The sequence below is a fragment of the Pseudomonas sp. Pseu.R1 genome, from assembly GCF_045764065.1.
Classification (GTDB): Bacteria; Pseudomonadota; Gammaproteobacteria; order Pseudomonadales; family Pseudomonadaceae; genus Aquipseudomonas.
The window spans coordinates 3,378,057-3,393,450 of the sequence record NZ_JBJGEE020000001.1; the positions used below are offsets into that span (position 1 = coordinate 3,378,057).

Genomic DNA, 15,394 nt, shown 5'->3' on the forward strand with positions numbered 1-15,394 from the left:
CTTGCGAAGCAGCCGAGTCTTCGATTAAGGAGGTGATCCAGCCGCAGGTTCCCCTACGGCTACCTTGTTACGACTTCACCCCAGTCATGAATCACACCGTGGTAACCGTCCTCCCGAAGGTTAGACTAGCTACTTCTGGTGCAACCCACTCCCATGGTGTGACGGGCGGTGTGTACAAGGCCCGGGAACGTATTCACCGCGACATTCTGATTCGCGATTACTAGCGATTCCGACTTCACGCAGTCGAGTTGCAGACTGCGATCCGGACTACGATCGGTTTTATGGGATTAGCTCCACCTCGCGGCTTGGCAACCCTTTGTACCGACCATTGTAGCACGTGTGTAGCCCAGGCCGTAAGGGCCATGATGACTTGACGTCATCCCCACCTTCCTCCGGTTTGTCACCGGCAGTCTCCTTAGAGTGCCCACCATAACGTGCTGGTAACTAAGGACAAGGGTTGCGCTCGTTACGGGACTTAACCCAACATCTCACGACACGAGCTGACGACAGCCATGCAGCACCTGTCTCAGTGTTCCCGAAGGCACCAAACCATCTCTGGTAAGTTCACTGGATGTCAAGGCCTGGTAAGGTTCTTCGCGTTGCTTCGAATTAAACCACATGCTCCACCGCTTGTGCGGGCCCCCGTCAATTCATTTGAGTTTTAACCTTGCGGCCGTACTCCCCAGGCGGTCAACTTAATGCGTTAGCTGCGCCACTAAAATCTCAAGGATTCCAACGGCTAGTTGACATCGTTTACGGCGTGGACTACCAGGGTATCTAATCCTGTTTGCTCCCCACGCTTTCGCACCTCAGTGTCAGTATGAGCCCAGGTGGTCGCCTTCGCCACTGGTGTTCCTTCCTATATCTACGCATTTCACCGCTACACAGGAAATTCCACCACCCTCTGCCCTACTCTAGCTTGCCAGTTTTGGATGCAGTTCCCAGGTTGAGCCCGGGGCTTTCACATCCAACTTAACAAACCACCTACGCGCGCTTTACGCCCAGTAATTCCGATTAACGCTTGCACCCTCTGTATTACCGCGGCTGCTGGCACAGAGTTAGCCGGTGCTTATTCTGTCGGTAACGTCAAAACAGCAAGGTATTAACTTACTGCCCTTCCTCCCAACTTAAAGTGCTTTACAATCCGAAGACCTTCTTCACACACGCGGCATGGCTGGATCAGGCTTTCGCCCATTGTCCAATATTCCCCACTGCTGCCTCCCGTAGGAGTCTGGACCGTGTCTCAGTTCCAGTGTGACTGATCATCCTCTCAGACCAGTTACGGATCGTCGCCTTGGTGAGCCATTACCTCACCAACTAGCTAATCCGACCTAGGCTCATCTGATAGCGTGAGGTCCGAAGAGCCCCCACTTTCTCCCGTAGGACGTATGCGGTATTAGCGTCCCTTTCGAGACGTTGTCCCCCACTACCAGGCAGATTCCTAGGCATTACTCACCCGTCCGCCGCTGAATCAGAGAGCAAGCTCCCTTCATCCGCTCGACTTGCATGTGTTAGGCCTGCCGCCAGCGTTCAATCTGAGCCATGATCAAACTCTTCAGTTCAATACTGCAATCGGGTTTTGAGAAAACCCTATAAACTTGGCTCAGCAATCGTTGGTTAAACCATGATTTCTCGTGGAGTAATTTGCGATGCTGATAATCTGTTGACTTCAGTCTTACAGCGCAAGCACCCACACGAATTGCTTGATTCAGTTGTTAAAGAGCGGTTGGTCAAGAATCTTTCGTCTCAACCGAGGCGCGCATTCTACAGCAGCGTCTCATCTTGTCAAGCGGTTATTTTCAGAAGTTTTCAAAATTTCTTTTTCAACTTCAACCACTTGCGCTTCGTTCGATTTGGCATCTCACGTTAGCGGGAGGCGAATTCTACAGCGTTACTCGCTGCTGTCAACACCCTTTTTCACCGCTTTCGATTCGAGCCACAAGCCGAAAAACCGAAGCACTTCCAACTCTATCTAGAAACCGCTAACTCGTTGATCTACAAGGAGTTTTCGGTTCCGACTGCGCCGGAAGTGGGGCGAATTATAGAGACATCTGAAGGGGCGTCAACCTTTAATTTAACGTTTTTGTGAAAAAGACAGAATCCGAAGCAAATCAATCACTTCCTTCTGTTTATATAGGAAATTGGCACCCACCAACTCCCTAATAAAAGAGCTACAGAACACCCGCTTCACGCAACGTCATGACAGCCTCATCTGAAAGCCCCAAAACGCCCGTCAGCACTTCAAGTGTGTGCTCGCCCAATAGCGGCGGCGCGCGCCGATATTCCACAGGCGTTCCAGATAACCGAATAGGGCTCGCCACTTGAGGCACCGTTCCGCCCAAAGCATGGGGCAACTCAACCCTAAGGCCCCGCGCCTGTACCTGAGGGTCCGCGAACACCTGCGCAACATCGTTGATTGGCCCACAGGGCACCCCCGCCTGCTCAAGCGCAGCCACCCACTCAGCGGTGGTCTTGAATACCGTCGCCTGACGAATCAGAGGAATCAGCTCAGTTCGATGAGCCACACGCTGCTTGTTGGTCGCAAAGCGCGGATCATCAGCCCACTGCGGCTGACCCGCGACTTCCGCAAACTTACGGAACTGGCCGTCGTTGCCCACGGTAAGGATGAAATCGCCATCCGCCGTCGGAAAATCCTGATAGGGCACGATGTTCGGATGCGCATTGCCAAGGCGCCGAGGTGGCACGCCGGTGGTCAGATAGTTCATGGCCTGATTCGCCAGGCATGCTACCTGCACATCCAGCAATGCCATATCGATGTGCTGCCCCACCCCACCCTGATCACGGTGCGCCAATGCCGCAAGAATCGCCGACGTCGAATACAACCCCGTAAGAATGTCGGTCAGTGCCACGCCGACTTTCACAGGCCCAGCACCTTCATCCCCCTCGGGACGCCCGGTCAGACTCATCAGTCCGCCGAGCCCCTGAATCATGAAGTCATAACCCGCGCGCTTCGCATACGGCCCGGTTTGCCCGAAGCCGGTGATCGAGCAGTAGATAAGCCCTGGGTTTTCCGCTCGTAGCGATTCGTAGTCAAGGCCATAGGCCTTGAGGCCGCCGACCTTGAAGTTCTCGATCACGATGTCGGACTTCGCCGCCAGCTCACGCACGAGCTTCTGACCCTCAGGCCGAGTGAAATCGATGGTGACCGACTGCTTGTTCCGATTCGCCGACAGGTAGTACGCCGCTTCAGAAGTGTTCTCGCCTCGCGAATCCTTCAAGAAGGGTGGCCCCCAGGCGCGCGTATCATCGCCATTGCCGGGACGCTCGATCTTGATCACGTCAGCGCCGAGGTCAGCCAGGATTTGCCCCGCCCAAGGTCCGGCCAGCACCCTAGACAGGTCCAGCACACGCAAATGTGACAGCGCGCCCATGGCCGACTCCTTAATAGAACGCCTGAATGCCGGTCTGCGCACGCCCCAGAATCAGCGCATGCACATCATGAGTGCCTTCATAGGTATTCACGACTTCCAGGTTAACCAGATGGCGAGCAATGCCGAACTCGTCGGAAATCCCGTTACCACCGAGCATGTCGCGAGCCATACGTGCGATATCCAGCGACTTGCCACACGAATTGCGCTTCATGATCGAAGTGATTTCTACTGCCGCTGTGCCCTCATCCTTCATACGACCCAGACGCAGGCAGCCTTGAAGAGCCAGCGTAATCTCGGTCTGCATGTCGGCCAGCTTTTTCTGGATCAACTGATTGGCTGCCAATGGACGCCCAAACTGCTGACGATCCAGGGTGTACTGCCTAGCAGTGTGCCAACAGAACTCGGCCGCACCCAACGCCCCCCATGAGATGCCATAGCGCGCCGAGTTAAGGCAGGTAAACGGCCCTTTCAGACCGCGCACATCCGGAAAGATGTTCTCTTCGGGCACAAACACATTGTCCATGACAATCTCGCCAGTGATCGACGCGCGCAGGCCGACCTTGCCGTGTATCGCCGGAGCACTCAGCCCCTGCCAGCCCTTTTCCAAAACGAAGCCTCGGATATCCCCGGCATCGTCTTTCGCCCAAACGACGAAGACATCAGCGATTGGACTGTTGGTAATCCACATTTTGCTACCGGTCAGGCGATAACCGCCTTCAACCGTTCTGGCGCGGGTGATCATCGCGCCAGGGTCGGAGCCATGGTTAGGCTCGGTCAGGCCAAAACAGCCAATCCATTCGCCAGACGCCAACTTTGGCAGGTACTTCTGCTTCTGCGCCTCAGTGCCAAATTCGTTGATTGGCACCATGACCAGTGAGGATTGCACGCTCATCATCGAACGGTAGCCAGAATCAACGCGCTCAACCTCGCGGGCGATCAAGCCGTAGCAGACGTAATTCAGGCCGCTTCCACCATATTGCTCAGGGATGGTCGCGCCGAGCAGGCCGACTTCGCCCATTTCGCGAAAGATGGCAGGGTCGGTCTGCTCATGGCGGAAAGCTTCAAGCACGCGGGGCGCGAGTTTGTCCTGGGCGAATTGTTCGGCGCTGTCACGAACCATGCGCTCCTCTTCAGTGAGCTGCTGATCCAGTAACAGTGGATCGATCCAGTTGAAGCTTGCCTTACCGCCCATGACTTTCTCCTCGCTCAATGATGTTCCCGGTCGATGCCGGGAAAAGTCGTGGATTGATCCTAGGCGCGGATCGGCATGCGGGCAAACGAGGATTCCGAACAGACCTGTGCTAATTTCTCATTCCGAAAACCAATAAAAAACGCTATCCGGCTCGGATAAGTGAGGTTCGCGTACATGCGCCGTAAAATTCCCAGCACTGCCGCCTTGGTCAGCTTTGAAGCTGCCGCCCGTCATGAGAGCTTTACGAAGGCCGCTGAAGAACTTTCCCTCACCCAAAGTGCGATCTGCCGACAGATTGGTAGCCTTGAGGAGTTCCTCAATGTGGAGCTGTTCCGACGCTCGCGTAGAGGGGTGAAGCTCACAGAAGCAGGGCTTTCCTACAGTCGGCGTGTCGCCATGCAACTCGATGCGGTAGAGCGCGACACCTTGTCTGTAATGGGACACCAGGGTGCAAACGTGATCGAACTCGCCGTTGTTCCGACTTTTGGCACCCAATGGCTGCTGCCTCGCCTCAAGGACTTCCAGCAGCAGAACCCTGACGTAACGATCAACCTGACTAACCGCACGCGGCCTTTCCTATTCGCCGACACTGACTTCGACGCCGCCATCTACTTCGGCGACGCAGACTGGTCAGGTACGGAATCTCATCGCTTGATGAGCGAAAACCCGATGCCGGTTTGTAGTCCTCAATTAATGGGCAACAAATCCAGACTCTCTGCGCGTGAATTGTCCGAGATGCCGTTGCTGCAACAAACCACGCGCCCATACGCCTGGCGCCAGTGGTTCAATTCGATGGACATGAATATCGCCCGCGACATGACAGGCCCGCGTTACGAGCTATTCTCCATGCTCGCTCAGGCGGCGATGCATGAGATGGGCGTGGCATTGATTCCACCTTTTCTGATTCAGCGCGAGCTGGCTGAGCAACGCTTGGTAGTGGCGAACGCTCATGCACTTTCGAGCGTAAAAGCCTATTACTTGATGATTCCAGAGCGAAAAGTCGAATCTGCGTCATTAAAAGCGTTTCGAGACTGGCTGGTGGAACAAGCTGAAACCTATGCACTGCCTTGACTTTCGGCAATTAGCGCAACATTCATGACTTTGTAGTCAGGTAATTTTGAGCACTACATATATCTCTCAATGTCGCATTTAAGAAACACCTGTGTTCTTTATCCAAAACAGGCTGAAAGCTTTATATGACGGGGCTTACAGCCTGATTGCGCACCATTCTTGTGATCGATACAAAAAAAACTTCAAACACTCCATATATCGCTGCACACCTTTAAATATAAGGCCTGTAGCGCTTTGTTGCGTCAAACGGTCACAGGGTGACTTGTAGTCAAAGACACGTCGCGTTACAGAATTCCTTGAACCCCCAGATTTCCGCCTGCAAAATGCCGCGCCCCGTCTTTTCTGGCGGGGACGTGGTGATCGCTGCCCCAGACGCGCCATCCGCAGTGCGCTGGCCTATTTTTAAAAGATAAAAAGATCACGCAGGAGATTTGACGTGCACATTGGTGTCCCTCTAGAAACCCAGTCCGGTGAAACTCGGGTTGCTGCTACTCCGGAAACCATCAAGAAGCTCATTGGCCAGGGTCATAAGGTCACCGTTCAGTCGGGCGCAGGCATTACCGCCAGCGTCACGGACGGTGCCTATGAAGCGGCAGGTGCTTCGATTGGCAGCGCTGCCGAAGCCTTCGGTGCCGAGCTGATCCTCAAGGTCGTCGCGCCCAGCGACAGCGAACTGTCTCTGATCAAGAGCGGTACGGTTGTCATTGGGATGCTCAACCCGTTCAACAACGAGATCATCGCCAAGATGGCCGAGCGCGGGATTACCGCCTTCGCCCTCGAAGCAGCGCCGCGCACCTCACGCGCGCAGAGCCTCGACGTGCTGTCTTCGCAAGCCAACATCGCCGGTTACAAATCGGTGCTGCTGGCCGCGCATCACTATCCGCGTTTCATGCCGATGCTGATGACCGCCGCCGGTACGGTGAAAGCCGCTCGCGTGTTGATCCTGGGTGCCGGTGTCGCCGGTCTGCAAGCCATCGCCACTGCCAAACGTCTTGGTGCAGTCATCGAGGCTTCCGACGTGCGCCCTGCGGTGAAGGAGCAGATCGAGTCGCTGGGCGCCAAGTTCGTCGACGTGCCTTATGAGACTGACGAAGAACGTGAGTGCGCAGTAGGCGTAGGCGGTTACGCACGCCCGATGCCCGCGAGCTGGATGCAGCGTCAGGCCGTGGCCGTTCACGAACGAGCCAAACAGGCAGACATCGTCATCACCACCGCGCTTATTCCGGGTCGCAAGGCTCCGGTGCTGCTGAGTGCGGAAACCGTCGCGCAGATGAAGCCTGGCTCGGTAGTCATCGACCTCGCCGCAGCTCAGGGCGGCAACTGCCCGCTGACCGTTGCCGATCAGGTGGTGATCGAGCACGGCGTGACCATCGTGGGTCATACCAACCTGCCTGCACTGGTGGCGGCTGACGCGTCTGCTCTTTATGCACGCAACCTGCTGGATTTCCTGAAGCTGGTCTTCACCAAGGAAGGCCAGTTCGAGATCAACCTCGAAGACGACATCGTCGCCGCGTGCCTGATGTGCCGCGACGGCCAGATCGTGCGCAAGAACGGCTGAGGATAAAAACAATGGAAGACATGCTGATCTCTCATGGCGTCTACAACCTGATCATCTTCGTGCTGGCGATCTACGTCGGCTACCACGTGGTCTGGAACGTCACCCCTGCACTGCACACCCCGCTAATGGCCGTGACCAACGCCATTTCGGCGATCGTCATCGTCGGCGCCATGCTGGCTGCTGCCCTGACCGTCACCCCTCTGGGCAAAACCATGGGCACGCTGGCCGTCGCACTGGCTGCGGTAAACGTGTTCGGTGGCTTTCTGGTCACTCGCCGCATGCTGGAAATGTTCAAGAAGAAAGCGCCTAAAGCGAAAGACGAGGTATCGAAGTAATGAGCATGAACCTCGTCACCCTGTTGTACCTCGTTTCGGCGATCTGCTTCATTCAGGCCCTTAAAGGCCTGTCGCACCCAACCACCTCCCGTCGCGGCAACCTGTTCGGCATGTGCGGCATGGGTCTGGCAGTGCTGACCACCATCGGCCTGGTGTTCAAACTGGCTGCGCTCTCCACCGACGGCGCCAGCGCTGGCATCGGTTACATCATCGTCGGTCTGCTGGTCGGCGGCACCGCCGGTTCGATCATGGCCAAGCGCGTTGAGATGACCAAGATGCCTGAGCTGGTCGCGTTCATGCACAGCATGATCGGTCTGGCGGCGGTATTCATCGCCATCGCCGCGGTAGTCGAGCCTCAGTCGTTGGGCATCGTTGCGCACCTGGGCGATTCGATCCCGACCGGTAACCGTCTGGAGCTGTTCCTCGGCGCCGCCATTGGTGCGATCACCTTCTCCGGTTCGGTCATCGCCTTCGGCAAGCTGTCGGGCAAGTACAAGTTCCGCCTGTTCCAAGGCGCACCGGTACAGTTCGCCGGTCAGCACAAGCTGAACCTGATCCTGGGCCTGGCCACGCTGTTCTTCGGTCTGACGTTCATGTTCACCGGCAGCCTGTTCGCCTTCGCGATCATGCTGATTCTGGCGTTCGTGATCGGCGTGCTGCTGATCATCCCGATTGGTGGCGCTGATATGCCCGTGGTCGTGTCGATGCTCAACAGCTATTCGGGCTGGGCAGCGGCGGGTATCGGCTTCTCGCTGAACAACTCGATGCTGATCGTGGCCGGTTCGCTGGTCGGCTCGTCCGGTGCGATTCTGTCCTACATCATGTGTAAGGCCATGAACCGCTCGTTCTTCAACGTGATCGGCGGTGGCTTCGGCGGCGCGGCAGACGCGGGCGATGCCGGTGGCGCCAAAGAAGCACGTCCGGTGAAATCCGGCTCGGCGGACGACGCCACTTTCCTGCTGACCAACGCTGACACCGTGATCATCGTTCCGGGCTACGGCCTTGCAGTGGCGCGAGCTCAGCACGCGCTGAAAGAGCTGACCGAGAAGCTGACCCACGCCGGTGTGACCGTGAAGTACGCAATCCACCCGGTGGCCGGGCGTATGCCGGGCCACATGAACGTGCTGCTCGCCGAGGCCGAAGTGCCGTACGACCAGGTGTTCGAGATGGAAGACATCAACTCCGAGTTCGGTCAGGCCGACGTGGTGTTGGTATTGGGTGCCAACGACGTGGTTAACCCGGCGGCGAAGAACGATCCGAAATCGCCGATCGCGGGCATGCCGATTCTCGAAGCCTTCAAGGCCAAGACGATCATCGTCAACAAGCGTTCGATGGCCAGCGGCTATGCCGGTCTGGACAACGAACTGTTCTACCTCGACAAAACCATGATGGTTTTTGGCGACGCCAAGAAAGTCATCGAAGACATGGTCAAGGCCGTCGAATAAAGGCTCTGGCCTGCGGCTGAACGAACCCTCGACGCATGTATCGGTCGAGGGTTTTTTACAGCCTGCGTAAAGGTGTTTTGCGCTAAAACCCGCTAATTAGAGCCCTCTAATGCGACCTTGGTCGTGAAGCCAAACAAGCTCAAATCTCTAGACTTGGGCTTTCGCATCCTTGTACCGAGATAAAAAAACCATGCACCGTGAACGTATCCGCCTGCCTTCGCTGATGAGCAAGGTAATGAGCGCGGCCGATGCCGCATCCCTGATCAAAGATGGCATGACTGTCGGCATGAGCGGCTTTACCCGCGCTGGCGAAGCCAAGGCTGTTCCGAAGGCGTTGGCCGAGCGCGCCAAGGCGTCTCCGCTGAAGATCAGCCTGATGACCGGCGCCAGCCTGGGCAACGATCTGGACAAGCAATTGACTGAAGCAGGCGTGCTGTCCCGCCGCATGCCGTTTCAAGTCGACAACACCTTGCGCAAGGCCATCAACGACGGCTCGGTCATGTTCATCGACCAGCATTTGTCCGACACCGTGGAGCAACTACGCAACCGTCAGATCAAGCCCGTGGACATCGCCATCATTGAATGCGTCGCCATTACCGAGGAAGGCCATCTGGTGCTCTCCACATCGGTGGGCAACTCGGCGAGCTTCGCGATTCTGGCGGAAAAGGTGATCGTCGAAATCAACACCGCGCAGCCACTTGAGCTTGAAGGTCTGCACGACATCTATATCCCGACGTACCGTCCGACGCGCCTACCCATCCCGGTACTGAAGGCGGACAGCCGAATCGGCAGCCAGGCGGTTAAGATCGATCCGGCCAAGATCGTCGGCATCGTTTTCAGCGACCAGACCGACTCACCTTCAACTGTACTGCCCGCCGACGCTGAAACGCAGGCCATCGCAGGCCACCTGGTGGAGTTCCTGAAGAACGAAGTGCGCCAGAACCGCCTGACCAACCAGTTGATGCCGCTGCAGGCTGGCGTGGGCACCATCGCCAACGCAGTGATGACAGGCCTGATCGACTCACCGTTCCACGATCTGGTGATGTACTCCGAAGTGCTGCAAGACTCGACCTTTGACCTGTTCGAGGCAGAGAAGATGGTGTTTGCATCGGGCTGCTCCATGACGCTGTCCGAACGCAAGCACAACGCGGTGTACGACAACCTCGACCAGTACAAAAGCAAACTGTTATTGCGTCCGCAGGAAATTTCAAACCACCCTGAAGTCGTGCGCCGCCTGGGCATCATCGGTATCAACACGGCGCTCGAGTTCGACCTGTACGGCAACGTCAACTCCACCCACGTGGGTGGCACGCGGATGATGAACGGCATTGGCGGCTCGGGAGACTTCGCGCGCAACGCGCACCTTGCGATCTTCGTTACCAAGTCCATTGCCAAAGGCGGCGCGATTTCCAGCGTGGTGCCGATGGTCAGCCACGTGGACCATACAGAACACGACGTGGACATTCTGGTCACCGAGCAAGGGCTGGCTGATTTGCGCGGCCTGGCGCCTCGCGAACGCGCCCGCGTAATCATCGATAACTGTGTTCATCCCGCTTACCGCGACGCGCTGAATGACTATTTCCGCCGTGCATGTGCCATCGGAGGACACACGCCACACGTGCTGCGCGATGCACTCAGTTGGCACCTGAACCTGGAAGAAACCGGTCGCATGCTGGCGGTGTGAGAAAACAGTTTGCAAGTGGCGACGACCATTCGTCGCCACTGCCTTCCATCTGAACACATTATTTTCAAAAACTGTTCTGCTGTACCGGTAGTTTTTAGCCCTAAAAACACAGATTTCACTATTTCAGCGCACAAAAAGCATCAAATTGGTGCTCACCGGTACAGTTGCCCCAAATACGAACAAAACAGTGACCTCTCACAGTTAACTGAAGCAGCACAATTCAGGTGAACTGTGTCTGGAGAGAGGAGGGCAACGAGAGGAAGATTGTCACCAATCAAGTCACTATCTAATCCCGCCACAAGCGGAAGGAAGAAGCACCATGGAACGCACCGTAAGTTCCGAACTGTTTGTCGAAGAAAATGCAAAATCCGCTCAAGGCTCCCTGCCGCTGCGTATGTTCGCCAACCTGATGCTCTGGCAGCGTCGTCTGTCCAGCCGCCATCAACTGGCTCGTCTGGATGCTCGTCTGCTGGCTGACGCCGGTATCAGCGAATCCCAGCGTTACGAAGAGCTGAGCAAGCCGTTCTGGCGCTAAGTCAGCGTCTGCTGGTCCCAGGCTACGCGCCTCTCACCAGCAACCCGAATTCATATAAAACCCGTCGCAGGTGACTGCTGACGGGTTTTATCGTTTGTGGCGACTGAATTTTCTGGGCAAGCCCTAGTTACGTTCCGGGCTGACTGGTTTCGCGTCTGTGGGAGCTGGCTTTCTGGTGAATGCGTAAAGGCACTTGCATCAATGTTGTCTGATACACCGCCTTCGCCACCAAGGCGGCTCCCACAAAACCGCACATTAGGTACAGTTTAATAAAAACAAAATACAACAAGTACAGTCGTTGATATTCAAGGACTCCAGGCCGCTGGCAAATCGCCCTGATAGTCCGTAATGGCTTGTTACGCTAGTCTTATGGCACCTTTGCCCTATCGCCTGCGAGACCGCTTTGCTCCTCGTCCGTTATGCGTGTGCGGTTTTCCAGATCTACCTTTTTTGGAGTTCATCTATGTCTCGGCTTCGCCTGCTTAGCGCAACTGCGCTTTTGATTGCCGCTACCGGAGCTCAGGCTTCGAGCTTCGTGGTCACTACCGACACGCTGGTTCGTGCGCTGGACGCTTCCTCCAACGCCACTTCGAAGATTTCCTCTTCATTCCATGACGACAAGATCGTACTCGCCGCCCGCGACGACGCTGCCAGCTTCGTGGCCAGCAATGGCGATATACGTGGTGTGCATCTGGAAGGCGCGTTCCAGCACATCCGTGAAGTCAGCCCAGGCCTGAACGCCACCGACGCACAATTGGCTCAAGCGATTCTGGCGATCTGATTCAGCAACGCGACAGCTTTTGCACGGCATGCCCCGACACCTTCACTGGCTCTGGCCGGGGCATTTGCGCTAGCCTTGCGATTCGTTTTATCACTACCGAAGACTCATGCATTCATTGACTCGCCTGTTGATTGCAGCGACTGCCAGCCTGATGTGCGTTTCACAGGCTCAAGCGTTCGACACAACCACACAAAGCCTGATCAAAAGCGGTTACGCCACCAGCCAGGTGACGACCGGGCCTTTCGAGAACAAACTGATACTTGCCGCCCAGGATGATGCTGCAGCGTTCATTGCCACTGATGGCCAACTGCGAGGAGCACAATTGGAGTCGGCGTTGATGTATCTGCGCCAAACCACGCCAAAACTTCATGCCAGCGACCTTGAACTGGCGCAGGCAATCCTCGTCCAATAGTCACTTTTTGCATCTCTTGTATTTCTGGAGCCGTTCCATGCGTACCCCGCTGATTGCCGCTGCCCTCGGCCTGCTGTTGCTGACCGATGTTGCGCACGCGCAAACCCTGAAAGCCACCAGTAACATCGTTGTTCGCGCATTCGGGCGCAGCGTTGATTTCTCCTCCGACACCACCTCGTCAGTGCGTAACTGGAAAATGGTCGTGGAAGCGCAAGACGACGCCGCCAGCTACGTCGCCAGCAACGGTGATATCCACGGCGCCCGTCTGGATGCCGCATTCGCCACGTTGCGCGAGCGTCTGCCGGAAGCCCGTAACGCCAGTGATCAGGATCTGGCCGAAGCCATCCTCGCACTGTGAGGCGCGTAGCCGTCTGGCTGCTGGCGTCGGCGCTCTCGCTGATCTGCACGAGCGCCTTCGCCGATCTGAGCCTGTCGCTCTACACCGACGGGCTTGATGCTGCACAACAGAAAGCCAGCCAGACGTTGCTCGATGAAGCCATGGCGCATTTGCCGCCCATGTTCATCAGCAAACTGGATCGAAAAGTCGACGTCCACTGGACCGACGACATGCCGTCCAACGCCTATGGACGCGCCGACGGGCCTTATCGCCTGGACCTGAATCAACGCCTGCTGGCGGGTTTGACCGACGGCAGCGCAGCCACGACCAAAACCAATCGGCCTCACGGCACCGTGCGCGAAGAAATGCTCGCGACCGTGCTGCACGAACTAACCCATATCTACGATCACGCCCAGCTTTGGTCGCCGGAAGAACGCAAGCAGATCATCGCCTGCACCCGGCAGGGCAACAGCATGGGCAAGATTGGCCTGCGTGACAGTTGCCGGGGGCAAACCGACCGACGCTTCACGTTGAGCGATGACCCGCGCCTGCTGGACCTCGCAGGCTGGCCGCAATACGTCGGGCGGCGAGGGGAGCGTGAAGAGCGCAACGGGCAAGTCGCCCGCAGCCCTGACATTTACGAGATCACCAGTCCGCTGGAGTTCGTCGCGGTCAACATGGAGTATTTCCTGCTAGACCCGGCCTACGCCTGCCGTCGCCCCGCGCTCTACGACTACTACAAACAACAGTTCAACTGGGCGCCTGCTGCGAAAAATGACTGTCCGACGTCTTATCCCTACCTCAATGCTGGTAACGACTTCGCGCGCGAGCCGCTGGGCAAACTCGACCCGGAGCGTGTGTATGAAGTCGACTATTTGCTGGCCGAGGCCAATCAGAATCTGGTGAGTCGCTGGGGCCACAGCATGCTGCGTCTGGTGATCTGTAAGCCGGGTCGCCCCCGTGGGCCAGATTGTCGACTGGATCTGGATCAACACCTGGTGCTGTCTTACCGCGCCTTCGTCAATGACCTGCAATTGTCCAGTTGGAGCGGCCTGACCGGGGCTTATCCGTCCCGGCTGTTCGTACTGCCGCTGGGGCAAGTGATCGACGAATACACCAAAACCGAGCTGCGTAGCCTGGCTTCAGTGCCATTGAAGTTGTCCCGACAAGAGATCGACGGGCTGGTACAACACGCCGCCGAGATGCACTGGGCGTACGACGGCAATTACTGGTTTCTGTCCAACAACTGCGCGGTGGAGAACCTGAAACTGTTACGCAGTGGCACCAACGACCCTCGACTGGTTGGGCTGGACAGCATCTTGCCCAACGGCTTGCTGGAAGTGCTCAAGGGCAGGGGGCTGGCGGACACGAGCGTACTGGACGATCCGAAGCGGGCCTTGCGTCTCGGCTATCGCTTCGACTCGTACCGGGACCGCTATCAGGCGATGTTCGATGTGCTGCGCAAAAGCACTGACGTGAAAGAGAAGTCTGTCGAGGACTGGCTCGCGCTGCCTGCGAAAGAGCGGCAACCCTATTTCGCCAAGGCGGATTTGAGGGCCAGCGCGGCATTGTTGTTGCTGGAACAGGCCAGCATGCGGCGCCAATTGTTGCTGGCGCAGGACGAGGTCAAGCAACGCTATCTGAGTGCAGTGGAGAAGAAGGACAACCGCGTATCCCAGGCCACTGGCACCTTGCAGGACATCCTGGCCAACAGCGGCTTCCTCAGTCGCCCGGCTGAGTTGCTCGGTAGCGGCGGGTATGGATTACCGCAGGAAGGCGAGTGGGGTCGACTTGAGGCCGAGAGCAGCCAGCGACAGAAACAGTTGGCGCGTTTGAGCGGTGACCTCGATAAAGAGGTGAGGGCACTGCTGGAGCCGGATCGGGCGGCGGAAATCGCGGCGACCGAAGACAATCTCAAGCAAGTGGGGGAGCATTTACGCGCGCTGCACAAGGCGGCGGGTGGGTTGGAGTTGCCTTAAGCCTTACGCCCACTCGCTTTGAATTCTGACTATGACTGTCGACGCCCCCGATCTAGAGAGTCTCTTCCCGCTCTTCGGGCAAATGCTCATCCAGATGCAGCCACGGCAAGCGGCTTTCAGTCCAGATGTGCCGGTCGGCGGGGGCCAGTTCGGGGTGGTCAAGGGTTGCGATGGTCACGTCCATCGTCTCGGGGCTGTTGCGGCTGAACAACGCGACCTGCGCCCCGCAGTTGTTGCAGAAGAATCGCACACAGGTCGGACCGGAGTCGTATGCAGCCGGGCTGCCCGCCAACCACCTGAACGCCTCCAATGGCAACGTTATCCAGGTCACCACGAGACCGCCCGATGTACGCCGACAAATCGAGCAGTGGCAGTGAGCGATGTCGCGCAGCGGCGCGTCGAGCTGATAGCGCAAATGGCCACAGTGGCATCCACCGGTATGCAGTTCACCCATCGTCGTTCTCCCGTTGATCTTTAAGCTCTGACTGCCCACGTCCCGGTTTTCTTCATCTTTTTAAACATTGACTGGCGGAACGGTCACGAAAGCTGGCTGAAAGCTAAGCCGATTAGCATTCCCTCACCGTCGGCGACAGACCGACCAGGCCAGGACACACGCGCTGATGCCGTCCGGCCCATCTACAACAACAATTTTGGTGATTCTGATGCTTTCCAG

At 57.0% G+C, this 15,394-nt stretch carries 13 protein-coding genes and 1 rRNA gene; 10 read left to right on the forward strand and 4 right to left on the reverse strand.

Annotated elements, in window-relative coordinates; translation table 11 throughout:
• Positions 1-25: 25 nt before the first annotated feature.
• The 3 genes from ACI5GA_RS15635 to ACI5GA_RS15645 all read right to left on the reverse strand — a co-directional run bounded on the left by ACI5GA_RS15635 (position 26) and on the right by ACI5GA_RS15645 (position 4,584).
• Positions 26-1,562, reverse strand: a 16S ribosomal RNA gene (locus ACI5GA_RS15635).
• A gap of 609 nt (positions 1,563-2,171) precedes the next feature.
• Positions 2,172-3,392, reverse strand: a complete 1,221-nt coding sequence (locus tag ACI5GA_RS15640) for a CaiB/BaiF CoA transferase family protein (protein ID WP_404639587.1) — start codon at positions 3,390-3,392, stop codon at positions 2,172-2,174.
• Positions 3,393-3,402: 10 nt separating this feature from the next.
• Positions 3,403-4,584 carry an acyl-CoA dehydrogenase gene (locus tag ACI5GA_RS15645; RefSeq protein WP_404639585.1) on the reverse strand — a complete coding sequence of 394 codons (1,182 nt, stop codon included), beginning with the start codon at positions 4,582-4,584 and terminating at the stop codon, positions 3,403-3,405.
• 174 nt (positions 4,585-4,758) lie between these two features.
• Here ACI5GA_RS15645 and ACI5GA_RS15650 point away from each other — a divergent pair, with 174 nt between their 5' ends.
• The 10 genes from ACI5GA_RS15650 (at position 4,759) to ACI5GA_RS15695 (ending at position 14,721) form a co-directional block, all read left to right on the forward strand.
• Positions 4,759-5,655 carry a LysR family transcriptional regulator gene (locus ACI5GA_RS15650; protein WP_421423322.1) on the forward strand — a complete coding sequence of 299 codons (897 nt, stop codon included), beginning with the start codon at positions 4,759-4,761 and terminating at the stop codon, positions 5,653-5,655.
• Between the two features lie 436 nt (positions 5,656-6,091).
• Positions 6,092-7,213 (forward strand): Re/Si-specific NAD(P)(+) transhydrogenase subunit alpha, encoded by a 1,122-nt coding sequence (locus ACI5GA_RS15655; protein WP_421423323.1) that lies wholly within the window; start codon positions 6,092-6,094, stop codon positions 7,211-7,213.
• An 11-nt stretch (positions 7,214-7,224) separates the two neighbouring features.
• Positions 7,225-7,548 (forward strand): NAD(P) transhydrogenase subunit alpha, encoded by a 324-nt coding sequence (locus tag ACI5GA_RS15660; RefSeq protein WP_404639579.1) that lies wholly within the window; start codon positions 7,225-7,227, stop codon positions 7,546-7,548.
• The gene (locus tag ACI5GA_RS15665; RefSeq protein ID WP_404639577.1) at positions 7,548-8,993 is read left to right on the forward strand and encodes an NAD(P)(+) transhydrogenase (Re/Si-specific) subunit beta; all 1,446 of its coding nucleotides are present in this window, start codon (positions 7,548-7,550) and stop codon (positions 8,991-8,993) included. Before ACI5GA_RS15660 ends, ACI5GA_RS15665 begins: the two co-directional genes overlap by 1 nt.
• A gap of 190 nt (positions 8,994-9,183) precedes the next feature.
• Positions 9,184-10,677 (forward strand): acetyl-CoA hydrolase/transferase family protein, encoded by a 1,494-nt coding sequence (locus ACI5GA_RS15670; protein ID WP_404639575.1) that lies wholly within the window; start codon positions 9,184-9,186, stop codon positions 10,675-10,677.
• 319 nt (positions 10,678-10,996) lie between these two features.
• Entirely contained in the window at positions 10,997-11,212 is a 216-nt protein-coding gene (locus ACI5GA_RS15675; protein ID WP_404639573.1) for a DUF1127 domain-containing protein, read from the forward strand.
• A gap of 463 nt (positions 11,213-11,675) precedes the next feature.
• A complete protein-coding gene (locus ACI5GA_RS15680; RefSeq protein ID WP_404639571.1) occupies positions 11,676-11,993 on the forward strand; it encodes a DUF2388 domain-containing protein in 318 nt (105 codons plus the stop codon).
• Positions 11,994-12,099: 106 nt separating this feature from the next.
• Entirely contained in the window at positions 12,100-12,405 is a 306-nt protein-coding gene (locus ACI5GA_RS15685) for a DUF2388 domain-containing protein (RefSeq protein WP_421423324.1), read from the forward strand.
• A gap of 37 nt (positions 12,406-12,442) precedes the next feature.
• The gene (locus ACI5GA_RS15690; protein WP_404639567.1) at positions 12,443-12,763 is read left to right on the forward strand and encodes a DUF2388 domain-containing protein; all 321 of its coding nucleotides are present in this window, start codon (positions 12,443-12,445) and stop codon (positions 12,761-12,763) included.
• A complete protein-coding gene (locus ACI5GA_RS15695; RefSeq protein ID WP_421423325.1) occupies positions 12,760-14,721 on the forward strand; it encodes a DUF4105 domain-containing protein in 1,962 nt (653 codons plus the stop codon). The genes ACI5GA_RS15690 and ACI5GA_RS15695 overlap by 4 nt, the downstream gene beginning before the upstream one ends.
• A gap of 52 nt (positions 14,722-14,773) precedes the next feature.
• On the opposite strand, the gene ACI5GA_RS15700 is transcribed toward ACI5GA_RS15695, so the two are convergent.
• Positions 14,774-15,175: a GFA family protein gene (locus tag ACI5GA_RS15700; RefSeq protein WP_421423327.1), complete on the reverse strand. Its 402-nt coding sequence runs from the start codon at positions 15,173-15,175 to the stop codon at positions 14,774-14,776.
• Positions 15,176-15,394 lie beyond the last annotated feature (219 nt).

Excerpts from the sequence above, each read along its gene's own strand:
- ACI5GA_RS15675 (WP_404639573.1), top strand. The coding sequence starts at position 10,997 with ATGGAACGCACCGTAAGTTCCGAACTGTTTGTCGAAGAAAATGCAAAA.
- ACI5GA_RS15680 (WP_404639571.1), top strand. The coding sequence starts at position 11,676 with ATGTCTCGGCTTCGCCTGCTTAGCGCAACTGCGCTTTTGATTGCCGCT.
- ACI5GA_RS15700 (WP_421423327.1), bottom strand. The coding sequence starts at position 15,175 with ATGGGTGAACTGCATACCGGTGGATGCCACTGTGGCCATTTGCGCTAT.
- ACI5GA_RS15670 (WP_404639575.1), top strand. The coding sequence starts at position 9,184 with ATGCACCGTGAACGTATCCGCCTGCCTTCGCTGATGAGCAAGGTAATG.
- ACI5GA_RS15685 (WP_421423324.1), top strand. The coding sequence starts at position 12,100 with ATGCATTCATTGACTCGCCTGTTGATTGCAGCGACTGCCAGCCTGATG.
- ACI5GA_RS15690 (WP_404639567.1), top strand. The coding sequence starts at position 12,443 with ATGCGTACCCCGCTGATTGCCGCTGCCCTCGGCCTGCTGTTGCTGACC.
- ACI5GA_RS15640 (WP_404639587.1), bottom strand. The coding sequence starts at position 3,392 with ATGGGCGCGCTGTCACATTTGCGTGTGCTGGACCTGTCTAGGGTGCTG.
- ACI5GA_RS15665 (WP_404639577.1), top strand. The coding sequence starts at position 7,548 with ATGAGCATGAACCTCGTCACCCTGTTGTACCTCGTTTCGGCGATCTGC.
- ACI5GA_RS15660 (WP_404639579.1), top strand. The coding sequence starts at position 7,225 with ATGGAAGACATGCTGATCTCTCATGGCGTCTACAACCTGATCATCTTC.
- ACI5GA_RS15650 (WP_421423322.1), top strand. The coding sequence starts at position 4,759 with ATGCGCCGTAAAATTCCCAGCACTGCCGCCTTGGTCAGCTTTGAAGCT.
- ACI5GA_RS15645 (WP_404639585.1), bottom strand. The coding sequence starts at position 4,584 with ATGGGCGGTAAGGCAAGCTTCAACTGGATCGATCCACTGTTACTGGAT.